This is a genomic window from Bdellovibrio bacteriovorus, assembly GCF_048286975.1.
GTDB classification, from domain to species: Bacteria; Bdellovibrionota; Bdellovibrionia; order Bdellovibrionales; family Bdellovibrionaceae; genus Bdellovibrio; species Bdellovibrio bacteriovorus_H.
In genome coordinates this window covers 207185-225156 of the sequence record NZ_JBLVRT010000002.1, presented here as the reverse complement: position 1 = coordinate 225156, position 17972 = coordinate 207185, and the positions used below count along the sequence as shown (strand labels likewise).

The 17972-nt window shown below is 48.7% G+C and carries 17 protein-coding genes; 6 read left to right on the top strand and 11 right to left on the bottom strand.

From position 1 onward, the window contains the following. Positions 1–216: 216 nt before the first annotated feature. The 4 genes from ACNQKP_RS09380 (at position 217) to ACNQKP_RS09365 (ending at position 5391) form a co-directional block, all read left to right on the top strand. The gene (locus ACNQKP_RS09380) at positions 217–2958 is read left to right on the top strand and encodes a PKD domain-containing protein (RefSeq protein ID WP_417864369.1); all 2742 of its coding nucleotides are present in this window, start codon (positions 217–219) and stop codon (positions 2956–2958) included. Then, positions 2955–3668: a hypothetical protein gene (locus ACNQKP_RS09375; RefSeq protein WP_417864367.1), complete on the top strand. Its 714-nt coding sequence runs from the start codon at positions 2955–2957 to the stop codon at positions 3666–3668. The genes ACNQKP_RS09380 and ACNQKP_RS09375 overlap by 4 nt, the downstream gene beginning before the upstream one ends. Positions 3669–4051: 383 nt before the next feature. After that, positions 4052–4519 carry a DUF4402 domain-containing protein gene (locus ACNQKP_RS09370; protein WP_417864366.1) on the top strand — a complete coding sequence of 156 codons (468 nt, stop codon included), beginning with the start codon at positions 4052–4054 and terminating at the stop codon, positions 4517–4519. A 41-nt stretch (positions 4520–4560) separates the two neighbouring features. Next, positions 4561–5391 (top strand): hypothetical protein, encoded by an 831-nt coding sequence (locus ACNQKP_RS09365; protein ID WP_417864365.1) that lies wholly within the window; start codon positions 4561–4563, stop codon positions 5389–5391. Here ACNQKP_RS09365 and ACNQKP_RS09360 read toward each other — a convergent pair. After that, positions 5375–5839 carry a DUF4402 domain-containing protein gene (locus tag ACNQKP_RS09360; RefSeq protein ID WP_417864363.1) on the bottom strand — a complete coding sequence of 155 codons (465 nt, stop codon included), beginning with the start codon at positions 5837–5839 and terminating at the stop codon, positions 5375–5377. The two genes, ACNQKP_RS09365 and ACNQKP_RS09360, sit on opposite strands and share 17 nt — an antisense overlap. Here ACNQKP_RS09360 and ACNQKP_RS09355 point away from each other — a divergent pair, their 5' ends adjacent. Then, positions 5840–8323 carry a hypothetical protein gene (locus tag ACNQKP_RS09355; RefSeq protein WP_417864361.1) on the top strand — a complete coding sequence of 828 codons (2484 nt, stop codon included), beginning with the start codon at positions 5840–5842 and terminating at the stop codon, positions 8321–8323. A gap of 19 nt (positions 8324–8342) precedes the next feature. On the opposite strand, the gene ACNQKP_RS09350 is transcribed toward ACNQKP_RS09355, so the two are convergent. The 8 genes from ACNQKP_RS09350 to ACNQKP_RS09315 all read right to left on the bottom strand — a co-directional run bounded on the left by ACNQKP_RS09350 (position 8343) and on the right by ACNQKP_RS09315 (position 14998). Continuing rightward, entirely contained in the window at positions 8343–8996 is a 654-nt protein-coding gene (locus tag ACNQKP_RS09350; RefSeq protein ID WP_417864360.1) for a hypothetical protein, read from the bottom strand. A gap of 21 nt (positions 8997–9017) precedes the next feature. Next, positions 9018–9557: a GNAT family N-acetyltransferase gene (locus ACNQKP_RS09345; RefSeq protein WP_417864359.1), complete on the bottom strand. Its 540-nt coding sequence runs from the start codon at positions 9555–9557 to the stop codon at positions 9018–9020. Further along, the gene (locus tag ACNQKP_RS09340; protein ID WP_417864357.1) at positions 9557–9787 is read right to left on the bottom strand and encodes a hypothetical protein; all 231 of its coding nucleotides are present in this window, start codon (positions 9785–9787) and stop codon (positions 9557–9559) included. The genes ACNQKP_RS09345 and ACNQKP_RS09340 overlap by 1 nt, the downstream gene beginning before the upstream one ends. A 308-nt stretch (positions 9788–10095) precedes the next feature. Next, a complete protein-coding gene (locus tag ACNQKP_RS09335) occupies positions 10096–10512 on the bottom strand; it encodes a hypothetical protein (RefSeq protein ID WP_417864355.1) in 417 nt (138 codons plus the stop codon). Positions 10513–10676: 164 nt separating this feature from the next. Continuing rightward, on the bottom strand, positions 10677–11408 hold the full coding sequence (locus tag ACNQKP_RS09330) for an SGNH/GDSL hydrolase family protein (RefSeq protein WP_417864353.1): 732 nt from the start codon (positions 11406–11408) through the stop codon (positions 10677–10679). 18 nt (positions 11409–11426) lie between these two features. Continuing rightward, complete coding sequence (locus ACNQKP_RS09325) at positions 11427–13205, bottom strand: hypothetical protein (protein ID WP_417864351.1); 1779 nt, start codon at positions 13203–13205, stop codon at positions 11427–11429. Next, on the bottom strand, positions 13205–13810 hold the full coding sequence (locus tag ACNQKP_RS09320) for an ATP-binding protein (RefSeq protein ID WP_011164811.1): 606 nt from the start codon (positions 13808–13810) through the stop codon (positions 13205–13207). The genes ACNQKP_RS09325 and ACNQKP_RS09320 overlap by 1 nt, the downstream gene beginning before the upstream one ends. A 45-nt stretch (positions 13811–13855) precedes the next feature. After that, a complete protein-coding gene (locus ACNQKP_RS09315; protein WP_417864350.1) occupies positions 13856–14998 on the bottom strand; it encodes a phospholipase D-like domain-containing protein in 1143 nt (380 codons plus the stop codon). A 69-nt stretch (positions 14999–15067) separates the two neighbouring features. Between ACNQKP_RS09315 and ACNQKP_RS09310 the strand changes: the two genes are divergently transcribed. Further along, the gene (locus ACNQKP_RS09310) at positions 15068–15796 is read left to right on the top strand and encodes a hypothetical protein (RefSeq protein WP_417864348.1); all 729 of its coding nucleotides are present in this window, start codon (positions 15068–15070) and stop codon (positions 15794–15796) included. Here ACNQKP_RS09310 and ACNQKP_RS09305 read toward each other — a convergent pair whose 3' ends face one another. Both ACNQKP_RS09305 and ACNQKP_RS09300 read right to left on the bottom strand, forming a co-directional pair. Continuing rightward, positions 15797–16585 carry an MBL fold metallo-hydrolase gene (locus tag ACNQKP_RS09305; RefSeq protein ID WP_417864346.1) on the bottom strand — a complete coding sequence of 263 codons (789 nt, stop codon included), beginning with the start codon at positions 16583–16585 and terminating at the stop codon, positions 15797–15799. It abuts the gene before it with no gap. Positions 16586–16643: 58 nt separating this feature from the next. Continuing rightward, positions 16644–17936 (bottom strand): enoyl ACP reductase FabMG family protein, encoded by a 1293-nt coding sequence (locus ACNQKP_RS09300; RefSeq protein WP_417864345.1) that lies wholly within the window; start codon positions 17934–17936, stop codon positions 16644–16646. Between the last annotated feature and the right edge of the window lie 36 nt (positions 17937–17972).

Sequence of the window (17972 nt, the reverse complement as noted above, 5' to 3'; positions counted from 1 at the left end):
TGTCCGCGGGTTTCGTGGTGGAAAGATGTATTGGGATTAAAGATTTTCTCTGAGGGGAATGATCAAAGATTTTACAGAAAAAGGAACATTCAAAAAATGTTCTTTAAAGTGTCTAAAGCGTTGATAAGACGCTAAATCAATATGACTCGAATGTTGTAAAAGTATGGAGATTTTAGTTGCGGCTTGTAAACATGAACATAAGCAAGGAGTCGCACGATGAACTACGGAAGAGTCTTACTGCCCCTGAGTTTAATCGTTCTAGCAGGATGTCAGAAAAGCGCTTTGAGTGAAGGTTCAGCAGATACTATGGAGGCGGCAAGTTACTGTGCCGGTCAGCTTTCCAAAGCTTCCTCTGAAGAAGTTCGCATCGTGGGTAAATCAGCTACAGAAGCAGGAAGCACTGTCAGCTACTCCTTGGATCAGGCCGGGAACTGTGTGAGCAGTTCTGATGTCACATGGAAGGTGGCAGGGGCCAGTCGCACTAAAACGTCAGCGTCCGGGATGACGTCGACATTTAAGGTGGCTGGTACCTATGTGGTGACTGCGCAGGAAAAAACTGCGGGTTCTGAAGACATCTCTTTGTCCTTGGTGACGACGGTTGTGAAGGAAGATCTTAAGATCTCTGGTCCACAAGCCGGTTTTGTCTTTAATCCTATGAGTTTTGAGGTTGTGATTCCTTCCGGTTTGGATGCTCAGTCCATCGTTTGGAACTTTAATGACGGTACAGCTGCTGTCAGCAACGCCAGAACTGTGGAACACTCCTTCTTTAATGTGGGTACATACCAGGTTCAGGCCACTGTGACTGATGCCGATGGCAAGGTTACTGTTGCCACGCACCGTGTGACTGTGATGACGGTGATTGATGACATGGCTTGTATCGAAGATCTGCGTATTTCCGGGGCTAATGAGGCAAAAGTAAAAATCGCTACGATGATGCACGTTTACTTGCCTCCTTGTCTGGTTAACAAAGTCGGTGCTGTTCGCTGGAACTTCGGTGACGGTGGTACGGCGGCTAATCAGTCTGTGACTCATGCTTATCAGGCGGTGGGCACTTATCCTGTAACTGCGACCCTTTATTTGGGTGACAATCAGGAACCCTGGGTGACTCTGGATCATTCCATCCGTGTGATCGAAGATCTTGATGTTGATCCGGAACCAGAAGTTCCAGTGGATCCAAATGCTTGTACTGTTGCTGGTGCAACCCGTGAATCTCAGGGTGAACTGGTTTCAGAAGAAGTGGCCTGCGGTGTGAATGGTAAAAAGACTGTTTCATACCGTGACCGTGTGGTTGAAGAATGTAAACTTGTCGTTGAAAAACTGAACTGGGTGGAAGTGTCTCGCACGAAAGAAGTCACTAACGAAGGTTCTTGTGAAGGTCAGTCTTGTAAATTGCCTGATGGCAGTCTGCTGGCGCACGGGGCTTCCCAGGTTCTTTATTCCAATTCGACTCCAGTGGGTTCTTGCTCCAGCGTGAGTGAATCCCGCACTTGTAATAACGGTGTATTGTCCGGTTCCAGCACTCACAATCAGGTGACTTGTCACGAGGGTTGCGGCAGCTTCGGTTCCCACGGCACTGTAAAAACGGGTGTGATCACGGGTGAAACGAAAGTTCCATTGAAATGTTCTTTCAATGAAGAGGGCTTCTTTGATCTTTATAACGAAATCTCTGACCAGACTTGTACTGACGGTCAGATCATCAGCTCGAACACTCGTCAGGGCACGATGAAAGAAGCAGGGAAATGCCCGGTTTACAAATACGCTCCTACCGACAACTTCACGGCTTGTACCGCAGATTGCGGCGGTAAACAAAACCGTATCTTTGTCTGTGTTGACGATAAAGGTGTGACTGTCGATGATAGCCGTTGTGCGGACCAAGTGAAACCTGTGGAAGAGCGTCTGTGTGACGCCAACCCTGAAGCGGTTCGCAGTCAGTCCTCTGTAACGACTATCGAAGAGGCCAACAGCTCTTCTAAATGTCCAGCCAACCAGATTGGTGTGATCGTGAAAACCCGTGAGGTTGTCACGACCAAGACCATGGCTTGTATCGATCACTCTGTGCAATTGGAAAGCGAAGTCGCGGTTCCAGGTGCTTGGGTTGAGGAAAAATACTGCCGTGACTACGTAGCGCGCCGTTGTTCTCACGACAGTTTGAGCAACACCGAAGCTAAAGGCCGTTACGACTGGATGGTGAAATGTCAGGACGAGCTGCCAGTAATTAAGGAATTCCTGACCAGCTTTGCTGATGTGACAGTGACTGTCGGCGGTAAAAAAGTGGGCCTGGGTTCTGCCGGTCAGGAAATCTATGCGACCTTTATGGATCGTGCATACAATCCTGAAAAAGCATGGATCGCTCCGAAGAAAGCCAATGCTCCATGTACAATGCCTGCGACGGCTTACGTGGCAACAGTGTGCGTGTCTTCATGTGCGACTCCAGAGCAGCAGATTCTGGCTGAAGAGGTTGTAAGCAAGAAACTGAAATACATGTCCTTCTTTGATGCTCTGACTTCTCAGTCCGCTTATGTGGGCACAATGCAGTCCGCGGATTCTTTGAACAAGAATGCGGTTGTGAAATCCAAAGTGGATCAGTGGGTGACAGAATTGGTGGATTCTAACCACGAAATCCTGGTGTTCAAAATGAAGTCCGGCCGTGAACTGCGTGTGACCAAAAATCACCCGGTCCTGAGTCAGGATGGATCCATGAAAGTGGCTGAAGAATTCAAAGTCGGAGAGTCCCTTGTCCAAAGTGGTGGAACGCTGGATGCCATCGTGTCCATCAACGAGATCAAGTACTTCGGTAAGGTGTACAACGTGTTTGTTCAGTCCAATGCGCCTCACAAAAACGTGGTGCTGATCAATGGATACCTGAACGGATCCGCATTCTTCCAGAATGCCGGTGCGAAGGAAATGAACAGAACGATCTTCCGTAACAACATGACCCGTGGAGTGTTTGGCAAATGAGAATCAGAACACTAGTGATGCTATCCGGTGCAATAACAGTCCTGGGTGTGGGTTTGACCGTGATGAGTGAAAAGAGCAAGCCGGAGACGGAGTCCCAAGCGGCTCCGACTCAGGAAGCTCCGGCGGCAAACCCCGTTGAAACAGAAAAAGAGACCGCCATCGCAGCAGGGACGAAACCTGCTGCGATGGACGTGATTAAATCTTCGCAGCCAATGCCGGTGGTGTTTAAGGAATTCAAGCAGGCCCGTGACCTTAAAAAGTACGCGGACCTGAGCCGTAAGGCCTTGTTGTTGGAGCCTGACAAAATCGTCAAACGGCGTTTGTTGAAAGATGAAGACTTCCTGAAAAGTCTGGAAGCTTTGTTGAAGGCCGCTCCCAACGACGAAGAGTCCCAGCAAATGCAAAATTCGGCTTTGGATTTTGTATTTGAAGCGTTGAACACCGATATGAAATCTGCGGCGATTGAAGTTTTAAAAGGTGTGGTCGCGGATTCTACGGTGGAAAATACTTCTGTGAATGAAATGGATCGCAAGGTGCTTGCAGGGGTGAAGGCGGAAGCCCTTCATAACTGGGCGGCGGCGGATCCAACGGCAGAATCCAGTATCAACAGTCTTCTTCCAGGCCCGGTCAGCCAGAAGATTTGGGCGAACGTGAAACATCAGCAGGAAAGCAATCTGGGTGAGTCCGCGATGCTGCAAGCTGGGCAGTAGGACTGTAAATAGGCGGAAAATAAATACGCCATACACTTCGAAGAGAGTTTAAGTGTCTAACTTTTTCTGGTGCATTTGAAAGCTCTAAAAATTCGAGGAGCTTCCAGTGCCAGAAATTAAACCTCTCAGCTTTGTGTTCTCAACATTGAATTAATGCTTTATAGTTATTTTTGTTTCGTAAATCAGAACGTGTTGTTTGTGCTTTTTCGAACGGCTAAATCTACGATTAATGTCGTAGAACATCTGTGTGGATGTTTGCGGACATCTTTAATATTCCAGCAATTATCCAGCCCTTCTCGAGTTCTTTTCATATTTATCTTGCCTGCTTTTTAACAACTTCCTACGATAAATCCAGTCTCACATTATCTTTCAAGGAGGAAAGAATGAAAGTGAACGCTCTAGTAGCTGGTTCGTTGGTAGTGTTGTCTTTGGTTTCTGTTAACGCAAATGCAGAGACTGGTACTGCAGAAGCTTTGATGAAAGTTGTTAAGGGTCTTTCTGTGGCCACTAACTCTAATTTGATTTTTGATGAAGCTATTTCTGGTGCTGCGGCTGAAACAGTTCCACATGGCAGCTCTGAAGACGATAAAAATGCGAGCTTTATGATCACTGGTGAAGCAAACCGCAATATCACAGTAAACCTGCCAGGTAACGGCTTGGTTGTGATGACTAACGGTGGTGCTACTGCTGACGATCAAATCCCGGTGAACTCTTTCACTAGCAACAACCCAACTGCATTGGATGGCAACGGTAACGCAGAGTTGTTCGTGGGTGCGACTCGTGATGCGTTGACTCCGACACAAAACGGTGGCGACTACGCTACTACGTTTGACGTTGAAGTTATTTACTAAATAAAGGTGTCCGCCGCATTAAAGCGGCGGACTTTTAGATTATGAAATTCTGGTTCGTTCTTACTTCTTTTGTTTTGTTCTGTGCGGGCGCATTCGCCCAGGTGCAAGTGTTCCCAACCTATCTTGCGCTGTCTGAAGAAAAAATCTCTGGCCATTTGAATCTGCGCAATACTTCCAACGAATCCCAGACCTTCAAGGTCGAATACGTCTTTTATAAAATGAATAAAGACGGCACCTTTGTTCGTGAAGCCACTCCGACGGATGGTTTGATTGATATTCTTAAATTCTCTCCGAAAAAAGTAACCCTGGCTCCTGGTGGCAAGCAGGTCGTCCGGGTGATGCTGACGGATCTGGAATCTTTGCCAGTGGGGGATAAGTACATTCACCTGCGCTTTGTGCCGGACACGCCAGAAGAAGCTTCCTCCGACTCGAAATCGAAAAAGAAATCCTCTTTCAGTTTGCAGGCTAAAATCTCGGTGGCGGTTCCCGTGGTGGTTCGCAAGGGCAAGGGGCCTTTCGCGGGCACCATGACGGCTGATAAAGCCACTCGCAATAAAAACGGCGACGTGGATCTTTCATTGTCTTTTAAAAATGCCAATCAGTTCTATTTGCACGGGGATCTTGAGATCTTTGCCGTGAACGGGGATAAAGAAATCTCTTTGGATAAAATTGTCGGCGTGTCTTCGTACATTCCAGAGCGCATGTTTAATAAGACCTACAAAGTCGCAGATATGCAGCAGGCTTTGTCCGGCGAGGCTTTAACCAAGCTCAAAGTCGTCTTTAAATCCAACCCAGACAGCGGAGCTGAATTCAATCAGGTCAGTGTTGTGGAAGTGAGCGAAGCTAAAAAGGCCGTTAGTAAACGACGGTAATCTGAAATTGCCCGCTGTATTCGCCCGGAGACTGGTTCGGCGAGATCCCTTCGCGGTGGGCACCCACAAACACCATGCTTTTACCACTTTGATTCAAATATCCCAGCTTGTGCGGGAATGAATGGAAGCTGACGATGCGGATCTCTTTATTGGGACCGCCGCCGGCCGTATCCATTTTCACGGTGTTGTTGTCAGGCAGGATTATTTGGAAGAAACGGAACTGTTCACCGCTGACTTCGAAGCTGGCATTTTCGTCGGTTTCCATGAAGCCGGCACGCACGGTTTTTGGCCCCTCACCCGGGGAAGCCTCTCCGAAATTCAGGTCCGAAATCTTTTCTATCTGCAGACGATTTACAATTGTTTGGCGGGCTGTCCCAACGGTTGAATCACCGATGCTCGCGTATGATGTTTGTAGAAATGCAAATGTTGCGAAGAAAAGTAATCTCATATGTTTCGAAATAGTAATAAAGCCCTTTGTGGGATTGCAATACTATTCGTACAACTGATTTTTGGAAGCGTTGCATTTGCCGAAGAGACCGACGAGTTGATTTTGGAAGTCGTCGCTCAAGGGGGCGCGCGCCTCGGAGAACCGCTGGTGGCCTTGCAGACAAGCAGTCAGGTTCTACTCCCTTTGGAGGATGCGGCCAAAGTTCTTGGTGTTCGTGTCGAACATCCCGAAGCCAAAAACTATCGTGTTTACACCAGCATCGATGCCTATGAAGAGATCAACCTCAACAAGTGCAGTGACTCGGCGGCTCCCGTATTTTGCGGGGGGCACACGCAAGTTCGTGGAGTTTTGTATTTGCCCGCGGCGTACCTTACAGATGTTCTGAAGTGGCCGCTGAGTGTGGATGAAGCCAACATGCGGTTGGTGGTTTCACGTGCGAGCAACGAGTTGGGAAAAGAAAGCTTCCGTCACCAATCAGCACTTAGACCCATGGTGATTCAGCGTGATCTTTTGGGATACCCAACCTTCCGGGTAGAGGCTGAATACGTCGGCCCTCAGGATGTTTTCGGCGGCTCGCTTTACAGCATGCAATCGCTTTTGGGTCATGATTCTGAAATGCAGTATTCGCGCTTTGACCAGAGCGAGGTTTTTCACTGGTCACTGTCCAAAGAACTATTCCCCGAGGATGAGAAAAGTCTTGCGCCGAAAAATTACAGCATGGGTTCGGTGCAAACTTACGATCTGAAATACATTGCGACCCCGGTCAATGTTACGGGAGCGCGCATTTCCAACCGTCGTATCGACAGCAATCTTTTTGATACACAAAACGTTTTTGAAAAAGGGCCGCCACGCTGGAAGGTGGAGCTTTTCATCAACGGCACTTACTTTGGAGAAACCATTGTCGCGGCCGACGGGATCTTCAGCTTTGAAGGGGTGCCGATATTTTACGGCAACAACACGCTGATTTATCGTTTCACCAGTCCCATCGGTCAGACCTACGAGTTCTCGAAGGACTATAACGTTTTGAATGAATTTGAGGGCCGCGGTCGCTGGGCGTACCAGTTGTCTTATGGACAGGTTGAAAACAGCGCGCTTTACATGGGAAGTGCCCAGGTCGGCTATGGCCTGTCGTCCAATTTGAACCTGAGTGCCGGCTTTGCCGAAGCTCCTCTGGAAAAAGAACGTCGTCATTACAGCCAGTATGGTCTGACCTGGATGCAGGAGTTTTACTCTCTCGGAGTGCAATCCATGGAAGATATGTCTACGCACGGAACGGCACTGGCGTTCACACCCAAGGTCAACTGGAAGGGCTTTTTGCTGACCAGTGAATATGCAAGTTTCAAAGACTTCCGCAGTCAGCAGGTGAATAAGATCACCGGCAGTTCACAGACTTCGTCGTGGGAAACTTCGATGATGAAGCGTCTGGATCTGGGGATTCCGGTCGTGACCCAGGTTGCGGTGGACAAAGATGAGTTCGAAACCACTGGAACGTCGACCGATCTAAAACTTCGCACCTATTCGATGCTGGGAACAAAGTCACTGTTGATGGAGGCTGAAAAGCGCTGGCATTCTGTGGATAGTTCAGAGCTGTATCTGGAATATGGCGACTACAACCGTGCACTGCGCGGCAAGTACGGCGTTTTCTTTTTTGATGGCGGCGGGATGAAGGGGCGTGTGTCTTTGGAAAAGAATTGGACACCGGTTTTCTACACCACGGCGGGCGCAGACTTTATCGATCGGTGGAATCGGAACTCTTACAACTTCGGCGCCAGCCATTTGTTTTCACAAGTCTTGCTTGAAGCCCGGGTTTCAACGTTCGCCTCGGAAACTGTCTACAGCCTTTCGGTATCGACGAATTTCCGGGCGACGCCGGCGGGGCTTGAGCTGAACTCCCTTGAAAGCTTCCAAATGGGGCGCATCCGCGTGGTGGCCTTTATTGATGAAAATGGGGATGGTAAGAAAGATTCCAATGAAACCACACTGCGGGGTTTAAGAATTCTGCACGCCCAACGCCAGAAGGAATATGAAACCAACGACGCCGGTGAAGTGATCATTAAATCCGTGGCGCCTTATCAGCGCATGACCCTGGAAGTGGTGCGGGAATCCGTGACTAATATCTATCTGACTCCGTCTGATTTGGGGCATGATGTGGCGGTGACACCGGGGCAGGAACTGGTGCTTTACATTCCGGTGGGGCCGTCCTTTGATGTGCGTGGCAGTGTTGAAAATCCGCACTTTAAAAAACTTGTTCCCATGGAGCTTTGCAGTCCCGAGGGCACCGTGGTCGCCACCACCTTGACGTCAGCCGCAGGGAAGTACCGATTTGATGACGTCAAAGCGGGGCAGTATCTTGTGCGAATCAATGATCAGTTCCTGAAAGAAAACAAACTAAGTCTTCAGGCGCAAGGGACCGCCAAAGTCGCCGGAAAACCCGGTGTGATCTTGGTCGATCCAGTCGTTGTCACGGTTCTTGATAAGAACTAAAAAATCAGGCTAAGTAATATCAAAGTTTTACGGAGTAAATGCTGGCTTTGGAATACACTTTCAGATGTCCAGAATCGCCGACAACCCCGGCATCCAGAATTAATGTCGGCGGCATTTCGCGTCCCCCAGGAACAGCGGCCCCCTGAAGGGTAATGTGGTTTTCTCCGTGAATAAAGAAATACTCTGTAGCGATCTCGATGCTGTCATCAATTCTCAAAGGTCGACGGGGAATGAATTCAAGGTTCGCGTTATCCAGAACGATCTTTTTGGCTTTAATATTTACAGCAGTATGTTCAATTGTATGTTTGCCACAGATTATTAGTGTATCCACGTCGAGAGTGGCTGGCATTTTTGCAACGTCCGTGACTTCGTCACAGCCAATAGAGACGACTTTTTCATCAGTGCGGTCAGGTTGGATGTGTCTAAGGGATCTGGCAAGAATGAGATGATTTTCAGAGCTCGATTGGCGTTCAAACTCCACTGAGATTTGCGGCGTCAGCTGGGGCTCGTCTGGATCGAGGTCAGCATGCTGAATGACCACCAATCCGGAAATTCCCTGACGAGTGCCTGAGTATTTTTTCTTAATATCTGCAAGCTCGTCAGCGGTGGGGGCACAGGCCGCCATTGAAAGACCGATTAATGTAAATGCGTAAAGAATGATTTTGGATTTCACCTTTCCTCCTTAGGAAAGTATTTAAATCTGCGGGAACAGTGGTTTGGTATAAGTTTTAAAGTGTTCAGTTTGCGAATCTGAAGTCATGCCAAGCTTTTGCGCCACCCTTTGTGATCGAATGTTTTGTAGAGGGGTTCTGATCTTGGCCTGTATCCAGCCTCTTTCTGCCATGGCGGTCATCAGAAGTTGCAGGCTTTTAGTCATCAATCCATTTCCTTCAGACTCTGAATCTAACCAATATCCAAATTCAAAACTGCGGGCCTGATAGTTCAAGGAGTGGATGGAGATGGCCCCTGCGAATATTTCATCTTTGAATATCTGAAAGTGATAAGCCTGGCCCGCCGCCCATTGCATATCTGCTTTTCGCGAAAAGCTCAGCTGGTCTTCCAAAGTGTTGATGTGTACCGGCCAGCTTAGAAATTCCTGCAGTCTTTCTTTTTGTGCCTGTACTTTTTCAAATACAGATTCAGCATGCCGTGCATCTTGCTTCCGAACAGAAACTCCAGAATTTCCGAAGTATATGTCCGATGGCGCTAAAGGGGTGAACTCCTGTGATTCCATTAGTACCAAGCATGTTCACGCGGGGAATAGAAGTGTTTGCGGGATTCTGGAACTTTATCGGACTTTTTTTCTTCGATACGTTTGTCGTCGTGTGCGTCAGCTTGGCTCCAAGAGTTGGCGGCAAGTTTCTGGCTTTGTTCAAGTTTGCTACTAAGCTCCAAGTCAGAAGCTTGGGCTTTGGATGCCAACAAAAGACCGATAAATGCGTAAAGGATTGCTTTGGATTTCATGTTTCCTCCTCAGGAAAGTATTTGTTGTGAGGAGGGTATTGCGCGGTCCGTGCCGCCGGATTTTAGGGCTATAAACCGCTTATATTCGATTTGGCGTCCGGATTGTCCGGTTGTGGATTCTAAATTCTTAGATTATAGAAGCTCCTTCTGGTTTTATGAAGTTGTAAGTTCTGCCAGAAGTTGATTCCCATGTTCAGGAAAATTACCGTGCTATTTGAGAAATATATCGGTTGTTGACGTTATGTAAAATGTCCGGGACCACGACGATTGTTTCCCGGATCTTTTGAAAGGCAATATTTTTACAATTGTTATCTGCAATCAATATTGATTTCTATTGAACCATTGGCTCCGACACCGATCCCAAATACTTTGCCTTCGCTATCAACTCCAAGTCCGATTTTAATTGAGCCGGGCCTGATCGAGTTGCATACACTTTCGCGTATAGTAGTAATGAAGTTTTTTATTTCTAGAGCTGAGACTAAAGTGTAATTGGCGGCTAGTCCGGATGTTTTCTCACATGAATTTGATTCCATAATGGCATTTATGCTTTCTCGATCTGAACCCAAAGTTGGTGGGATAGTTAAGGAAGCTCTGTCTTCGGCTCTTCCAATTTCTTTAATACATGTGTATTTCAATCCAGTGTAAAAGCGAATGTCTTTTGATTCTGCCTTTGCATTTGCGAAGTTAGAAAGCGTTAGTGCGAAAAGAATAAGTATGGTTTTCATTTTTTCTCCTTTCATTAGTTTAGGTATGATAGATATATAAACACAATGCTGGTTATTATGGTGGCAATAATATGGACTAAATGTCAGGGAGTCGTGAGTCTTTTGATGCAAGTGTAGTGAATAAAAATGATGGATTGATGGTGGAACGTTCAGTTTAAGTAGGGCTATCTGTTTCCGGTCTTTTTCTGAGCTTCCGCAGCCTTTGGAGCTGGGGCTTTGGCTGGTGGATTGATCTTCAATTTGCTGATTTCTTTCACCACAGCTTCACCCCAGGCGGCCGAGTCTTTCGGGCCATAGTGAATGCCATCGGTTTTGCCGCCGGGATATTTAGTCAGCTTGGTGGAATCAATGAACTGACAGTTGTTGGCGTCAGCCCAGGACTTTAATTCCTTCACACCCAGTTCCAGATTTTTTTTGAACGGATCTTTTTTCAGATCCGGTGGTCCCACCCAGATGCACGCGGAACCTGCGGCATTGATCTGCTTCATCATCTTTTCCACGTGGGCTTTTTCACTTTTGATATTGGCAGGGCTTGCCAGGAAGTTTGTTCCCAGGGTGATCACGGTCAGATCAGGCTTCGTGGCAGCAAGTTCCTCACCGAACGAAGGCAGGCGGTGACTGGTCACGCGGGTTTCTTGACCCTTGGAATTCTTTTTCCAAAAACCACAATTGGTGCTTTTGAAATTCTCAGAACTGGTAGTCCACGTCGACGGGGACGAGCCACAGCTGGATAAAGATGTGACCTGGGTGTCGCCCTTTCTGAAGTGCGCATCAAGCACCGTGCCGTAGCGGCCGTAAGCGTGGGAATCCCCCAAGAGCAAAACACGGGAAGGACCTTCAGCCCAAGCGGCTGACACTGAAAGCAGAACAGAGAAAATCACCAGTGTGCTTTTCATAAGGTCCCTCGTCAGAAATTAAAACTTCCAGTAAAGGCTGGTGGACAGGCCGATTTGTATGTCTTCCTTGCCAGCCGATGGGTCGAACTTATAATCCGACAGGTCCACGCCATAGCGCCAGAACCACTGATTCGCAAACTGCAAATAAGCTTGCGCCTTCAGGTTGTAAGCGGACTTCACTTTGAAGTCGCTTCCCGAAGAACCTGCATAGTACTGCAGCTTGTATTCGGACCAGTCCATGAAGGAACGCATCCAACGGCCTGGCTTTTTAATGATATAAGCCCCCAGCCCGTAAGCCGTGGCACTGGAGCTTTCGCCGGCCACCATTTGCAGTGGTACTGTAAGACCCCAAGTGGCATCGACCAGGTTAAAGCCTTCTTGAGCACGCCACATCAGCTCCACTGTCGTCAGATCGACCTTGGCAGTGTCATCGTTTTCAGTCAGATGCTGCTGGCGTTCAATCGACAATCCCCAGTGGAATCTTGTCCAGTCAGAACTCATCCACAGGAAGTTTTCAATCCACCATTGGAACTCAATAGTGCCAAATGCAATGCCTGACGGAGTCTGATAGCGCGCCCCCAGCCCCAAGCCGAAGGGTTGACCGCGGAAGACGTCATTGCCAGCAACAAAGGTGTGGCTGTCGGCCGTGACTGCCAGATAGCGGCGGTTTTCAACTCCGGCCGGGATGTCATCAATGGTCCAAGCAAATTGATTCTTCTTGGTGCCTTCCAATTTTGCGGCTTTGTCGGAATCAATTACTTTTACCGTCACACCTTCTGGTGCCACACCCGCAAAGCTTAAAGATGAAGAATACGTGCGCACGGCCGAACGATTGGAAAGATAAGGACGGTTCTTTTCGCGTGGCAGTTGGCCACGGATATAGAACTCCTGGCGCATCGGGATGTCGCCATCACCTTTCAAGTACAAAACCGGGCGGGACTTCGGCAAAGAGATTTGCCACTCTGTGGCCGAAAGCTTCTTCACTTTCTTTGCATCCACAGGCTCAGCGCCCGAAGCTGTCAGGATTAGATTTTCACCATCGTCTGAAACCACGACATCTTTAAAATCGACATCTTTTTTACGGGTTTCAATTTCCAGGAAGGCGCCAGAGCGGGTCGCGGCTTTAAATGCCACGTTTTCACTGCGGTCGTTCAGATAGATAATACCCTGATTGCCCACGACCTTGCCGTTGATTTCAATCTGTGAAGCTTTCTTGGTGCTGGTGCGGGCTTTCACCGTCATCTGACCTTGTTGGGAACTGAGGTAAAGTTCGTTCGAGCAAAGATACAAACGAGTCTCTTCACTTTCGCGGTAAATACAGAACGTCATGAATGGCAGATACTTCATGTCGTCGACAAGATTGTTTTCGATTTCTTCCACCACGAATTCCGCTTTTTCTGAACGCAGGTCACCCTCTTCGGCAGGAAGGGTGTCGGTGGTGACTTTGATGTTGTTCTTGTCCAGAACGGCGTTGAAAATGGCTTTGCCGGAATTGTTTTTCACTGCCAGTTCGCCATCCTTGATCAGGCCTGCCGGCCAAGAGAAACGAATGCGGTAAGAACCTTTTTTAGACGGAGATGGTTCGACTTGGAAGGTGACTTCCGTGGTATCAATCAGGATGTCGCCGACTTTCAGACGGTTTTCATCCATCAGGGTGTATTCAAAACGCTGAGGCAGAACCTGCAGATTGTTTTTGTCAGCCTGAAAGTACATGGGCTTCAGGCGGCTTGTGCGGGTTTGTGCCGCCACAGGCAGGGCGATCGAAAGACTTAACAATGCAAGCAGGGCGGATTTCATTACAGTAGCTCCTTCTTGATTTCTTCAGCGCTTTTGTGGGCCATGATCGCTTTGATCACTGCCAGGGATGTAGTCATTTTGGAAAGGAAGTCGGCGTTGTGAGTGATCACCACACGACGGGGATGGCCGTCCCAGGCGTTTTTAATACGGTCATTCAGGTCCCAGGCCTCCTGATAGGTTTCAGTGCGGATGGGATTTGAGCTGTCATAGTCATCGGCAGCCGCTGTGTCCAGGTGAATGACCCAGTCATAACGGGCCAGTTCTTTTTCCTTGGTGGTGTTCATGCTGGTGAAAAAATCACTGCCCAAAGATGTCGGCCAGTAAGCAGCACTGTCCAAAGAACCTCGGTCACAAACGATCAGACTTTTTTGGCTGACGTAAGAAATCATCGCTTCCAGTTCAAACTGAGTCGCATAGATCGCTTTTTGCGCATGCACCACGGTCTGCGGATCTTTGTAGCGAGGGAAACCTCCGCGATACAGAATACTGGCCGCTTCCGGCACGATGGCACAGCGCTGGCCCAGCTCTTTTTTCAGAGCTTCGATAAGTGTGGTTTTTCCCCCTGAAGGGCCTCCGGTGATCGCGACTTTGACGTATGAATTCATACCTCTATGGTCCCTAATAAACGGTCCTTAGGTCAAAACAAAAAACTAGAGCATATAACGCAATCGGAAGGCGATTTTGTACAAGATGTGGGTCAGCCAGGATGGGGTGGCAAAATCCTTTTCTGAGGCAGGTTTGGAGTTTGCGATGTCCGTGTGCCATTGCTCCAGCATGTTTTGCACAAGCGCGGGGTCTTTCAGAATCACTTCGACCTCCAGATCATGCAGGATGCTGCGATGATTCAGATTGAAAGAGCCCACGAATCCCTCGTTGTCGATGATCATCGTTTTGGCGTGCAGAATGGATTTCTGATACTCAAAAATTGGAATCTGGCGCTGGATCAGCAGGCGGACGATATAGAATGCCGCCCATTTTACCATTGGTACATCAGACTTTCCGGGAATCAGCAACTGCACGTCGACACCGCGCTGGGCGGCCTTAAGTAAAGCGCGCAGCAGGGATCTTCGCGGCAGGAAATATGCTGTGGTCAGGTAAATACGATTTTCGGCGTGACTGATCCGGCGAAGCAGATCGCGATAAAGTTTTTTACGTATGCGCTGGGTGGTGTTCAGGCGCAGCACACTGTGGGCGACATCTTCATTCATGCGCCAGCGACCGACCCACGTCAAAAGGCCCTTCATAAAGGTGCGCAAATACGAAATCTGAAAAGCCAATACCAGGCGCTTGACGGGTTCTCCTTCGACCCACACGCCGGTGTCCCGCCAGGCTTTGTTGCCGACGAAGCTGGCACAATGTTCCTGGGTGAAGTTCATGCTGCCCAGATAGGCGCGCGTCTCATCGATGATGGCAATCTTGCGATGGGTGCGGCGATTCATGCGTTTGAAAAACAAAGACCCGCGCCAGGAATACTTCTGTACAAATTGGTGAGCCCAAATCAGTGGATATGGCAGCGGGTGAAAAACCCGAAGTTCCAGGCCGTTGTCCGTGCAAAAACGGTCCAGATAAGGGATTGAGGTGTAGGAGCCAAAACCATCAACAACGATTTTAACGGTGCAGCCGCGCTCGCGCGCGTTTGTCAATTCATGCAAAATCGTCTTGGTAAGCTTATCTTCAGCAAAGATGTACGATTCAATAGTGACGCTGCGACGAGCCTGTCTTATATCTTGGGAGAGACTTAAAAAAAAGTCGTCACCTGAGTGAAAAATTTGAACTTGGCTCCATGACTCCATATGTCGCAATTGTTCATTAAATTATTAAAAAAGTCGACAGCAAAGCAAGGGGGAGGGCACACTCACTTTATGGCATTAAGCAACATATCTCTGGACATCAAAAGTCTTAAAAAGTTCCTGACGGGAAGTCTTCTGGTCTTAGCCTCCTGCGGGGCAACATGGGCTGAGGCCGCTTTGCCGTCCTCTAAAACGACGGTGATCTATTTCGGACAGAATAAAGCTGAAGACTTCGAATTGAAGGTAAAGCCTGTCTTTGCAGACTTCGTAAAATCCTGCAAATCCTGCGAGATCCTGAACTACACACCTTATACTAAAGAAGGTGAAGTCGACATGGCATCCCTGCAGGAGCGTGTGGAGTCCCTGCCGGACAACGCGGCCTTTGTTTTCTTCGATTTCAATATGAGAGCCAACGAGGCCAATAAAGAGCTGGTGGAGATTCTGAATAAGAAGGTCGACTCGGGCCTTGTAGTGGTGGGTGCCGCCGGGGGGCCTGGGCCAGCGGAGGTTTCAAGTCCGTTGAGCCGTACAGTTTTGGGGCAAGTACATGGCGCTCTGATCATTGGTGAGCTGGGTGAAAGAGATCGCTTGTTCCCAGTAATCGGGTTTTATGGCCCGGAAATGCTGACGGCTTTGCGTGCACCACGCGATATCGTTGGTCAGGGGTACAGCCCGCTGATTTTCTCTGCAAACTTAGCCAGCAACTGGCAAAAACGCACGTCTTCTGAGTGGGTCGAGCACTTCCGCACGAAAAAGCTGAAAACCCGCAAATTGTGGCTGGATCTGGGCGATCTGTTCTAATTAGCGACCTGGAAACAGTTCGACACGATCCCGGTATTCTGCCGGGATTTTTTCTTGAAGCAGGCGTAAAGCCTCTTTGTCTGAATATCTGCTGGATGCATGAATGATAACGATCTTCTCGCTCTCAATGTCCTTGAGGCGCGGGATGATTTCGTCAATATGGGTGTGACCCCAGGTTCTGGCGTGTTCGACGGATTTCTTGTCGTCCAGATAGGTGGATTCCATGATCAGGATCTTGCTTTGGCGAACCCAGGGGCGGGAATCCAAAAACTCGATCTGGGTGTCGCCGGTAAAACTGACCACCGGAATGTTGGTGGTTTCGTTGACCTCAAGTCCTTGACGGCGCAGATCCACGATCTCGTCCTGTTTCAACCCCAGGTACTCTTTTTTCAGTTTTTTGTGAACTTCAAACAGGGTGTAACCGTAGGACTCGATTCGGTGAGTGGTCGGGAAGACCTTGATAAAGGCCTGGGGGTTCAGCGGGATTTCGTCATCGGCTTTAACGGGAATGAACTCGTACTTGTACTGGTGGTTTTCAATCTGCTCCCAAAGCTTCATGATCTTATCCAAAGGCTCCACCAGCGTGCCCGGCATATAGAACTTTCCGGGCGGCATTGAGTTCATCGCTTTCTGCGAGATGATGTAAGGAATCCCAGCTGCGTGATCAAGATGGCCGTGACTAATAAAGAATTGCTTTAAGTTTATCAAAAACGGATAGCCTTGTGCGACATCAAAGCTCAAAGAGAGTTCGGGCATGGAAATCGCCGTGCGGATTCCCGACAGCGACATTCCATGAAACTTGTATTTGTTGTAACTCCAACTCTCTCCGGCTTGAACTGACATATGATTACATGCAGCGGGCAACGAGGTCGTGACCAATCCACGCCACCGGAGCTTTTGGCTGCCAGGAGTCGTGAAGCATCACATAACCACAGGATTTAAACACCACTTCAGACAAAACTGCCGTCAGCAGGTTCTTAGGGTCTTTGTGCATATCAAACAGGGCATCTGAGTTTTTCAGCATATACTCCATTTGATCCTGACGGGAGTGTTGAGGCCATTTTTCGAATTTGGTAAATTCCAAAGTCAGATCGTTGGTCAAGTAGTCGTCAGTGGTTTTGATGATTTGTTCAAGTGTTACGTCATCTTTTAGAAGCGCCTTGCAGTCGTTCAGAACCTGTTCGGCGTGCTTCTTGTCGCCCGCGTCTTTATGGATAGCTGCGATCAAAGGGTAAAGTGATACTTCAACACCTTGGAAGATGGAGCTTGAGTTCGTCAGGATCTCTGGGCAGTTGTAAACGCAGCAGTGAACGCCTTGTTTTGCAAAGTCTTCGGCGTGTTTTTCCAATGCCATTTTTGCCCAGCCCTGGAAGTAGCACGTGTAAGTCTGCCATTTGTACTGGCCACGGATCAGCACTTCGGTGCCGTGGTATCCGTAAGCCGTGTAAGAAACGTGGCTGCCGGAAGCTTCCAGTTTTTTGCGCAGTGGGGTGGAAAGATCAACCAGATGCTTGAAAGTATCCGCGGTGACGTCCTGGAAGTTTTTCAGGCAAAGCTTGCCGATTTCAGAGTCCATCAAAGCCTGGGAGGAAATGTGGCGGTCCCCGGTGCCTTTGGCAACGCGGTTTAAAACCGGCATGATCACTTTTGTGCGCGGAACGCCGCCGGCCATCAAGTGCGCAAACAACACATTGGCACCTGCCGGGATGTACTGTTCCAGTTCTTTAAGGAAAAGTTCGGTGTTCTTTTTAAAACGAGCGGTGCCGTTTTTCTGGGATTCTTCGATGGAAGCCCAGTCCAAGTGGACCTTGTCCCATTCGCTCATTTTGACGCCTTCCAACTGCTGGCAAGGAGTCACGCCTTTGGAGTCTGGTTCCATGTCAAAACCGGCTTCCATTGGCACATTGATGAACGGAGCAGGGATGTTGGCAGTTTCTTCTGCATTCAAAGCGCGCAAGGAACCGTCTTTTTCACGGCGGCCGACAGTGGCGCGGACAATCGTCATTCCACGACGTTCAGCCTCTTCAACCAAACCGTTGGCATATCCACGAGTGAAAAGCTCGCCGAACAAGACCAGGACATCGCCTTTTTTGTACGGGCTCAAAGATGGCTTCTCGGTCAGAGGGAAAAGTTGCGTCATAAATACCTCACTCAAAATTGAAAAAAACATACTTGT

Excerpts from the sequence above, each read along its gene's own strand:
- ACNQKP_RS09360 (WP_417864363.1), bottom strand. The coding sequence starts at position 5,839 with ATGAGATTACTTTTCTTCGCAACATTTGCATTTCTACAAACATCATAC.
- ACNQKP_RS09365 (WP_417864365.1), top strand. The coding sequence starts at position 4,561 with ATGAAATTCTGGTTCGTTCTTACTTCTTTTGTTTTGTTCTGTGCGGGC.
- ACNQKP_RS09340 (WP_417864357.1), bottom strand. The coding sequence starts at position 9,787 with ATGAAATCCAAAGCAATCCTTTACGCATTTATCGGTCTTTTGTTGGCA.
- ACNQKP_RS09370 (WP_417864366.1), top strand. The coding sequence starts at position 4,052 with ATGAAAGTGAACGCTCTAGTAGCTGGTTCGTTGGTAGTGTTGTCTTTG.
- ACNQKP_RS09380 (WP_417864369.1), top strand. The coding sequence starts at position 217 with ATGAACTACGGAAGAGTCTTACTGCCCCTGAGTTTAATCGTTCTAGCA.
- ACNQKP_RS09325 (WP_417864351.1), bottom strand. The coding sequence starts at position 13,205 with ATGAAATCCGCCCTGCTTGCATTGTTAAGTCTTTCGATCGCCCTGCCT.
- ACNQKP_RS09315 (WP_417864350.1), bottom strand. The coding sequence starts at position 14,998 with ATGGAGTCATGGAGCCAAGTTCAAATTTTTCACTCAGGTGACGACTTT.
- ACNQKP_RS09355 (WP_417864361.1), top strand. The coding sequence starts at position 5,840 with ATGTTTCGAAATAGTAATAAAGCCCTTTGTGGGATTGCAATACTATTC.
- ACNQKP_RS09320 (WP_011164811.1), bottom strand. The coding sequence starts at position 13,810 with ATGAATTCATACGTCAAAGTCGCGATCACCGGAGGCCCTTCAGGGGGA.
- ACNQKP_RS09310 (WP_417864348.1), top strand. The coding sequence starts at position 15,068 with ATGGCATTAAGCAACATATCTCTGGACATCAAAAGTCTTAAAAAGTTC.
- ACNQKP_RS09330 (WP_417864353.1), bottom strand. The coding sequence starts at position 11,408 with ATGAAAAGCACACTGGTGATTTTCTCTGTTCTGCTTTCAGTGTCAGCC.
- ACNQKP_RS09305 (WP_417864346.1), bottom strand. The coding sequence starts at position 16,585 with ATGTCGCTGTCGGGAATCCGCACGGCGATTTCCATGCCCGAACTCTCT.
- ACNQKP_RS09345 (WP_417864359.1), bottom strand. The coding sequence starts at position 9,557 with ATGGAATCACAGGAGTTCACCCCTTTAGCGCCATCGGACATATACTTC.
- ACNQKP_RS09300 (WP_417864345.1), bottom strand. The coding sequence starts at position 17,936 with ATGACGCAACTTTTCCCTCTGACCGAGAAGCCATCTTTGAGCCCGTAC.
- ACNQKP_RS09335 (WP_417864355.1), bottom strand. The coding sequence starts at position 10,512 with ATGAAAACCATACTTATTCTTTTCGCACTAACGCTTTCTAACTTCGCA.
- ACNQKP_RS09375 (WP_417864367.1), top strand. The coding sequence starts at position 2,955 with ATGAGAATCAGAACACTAGTGATGCTATCCGGTGCAATAACAGTCCTG.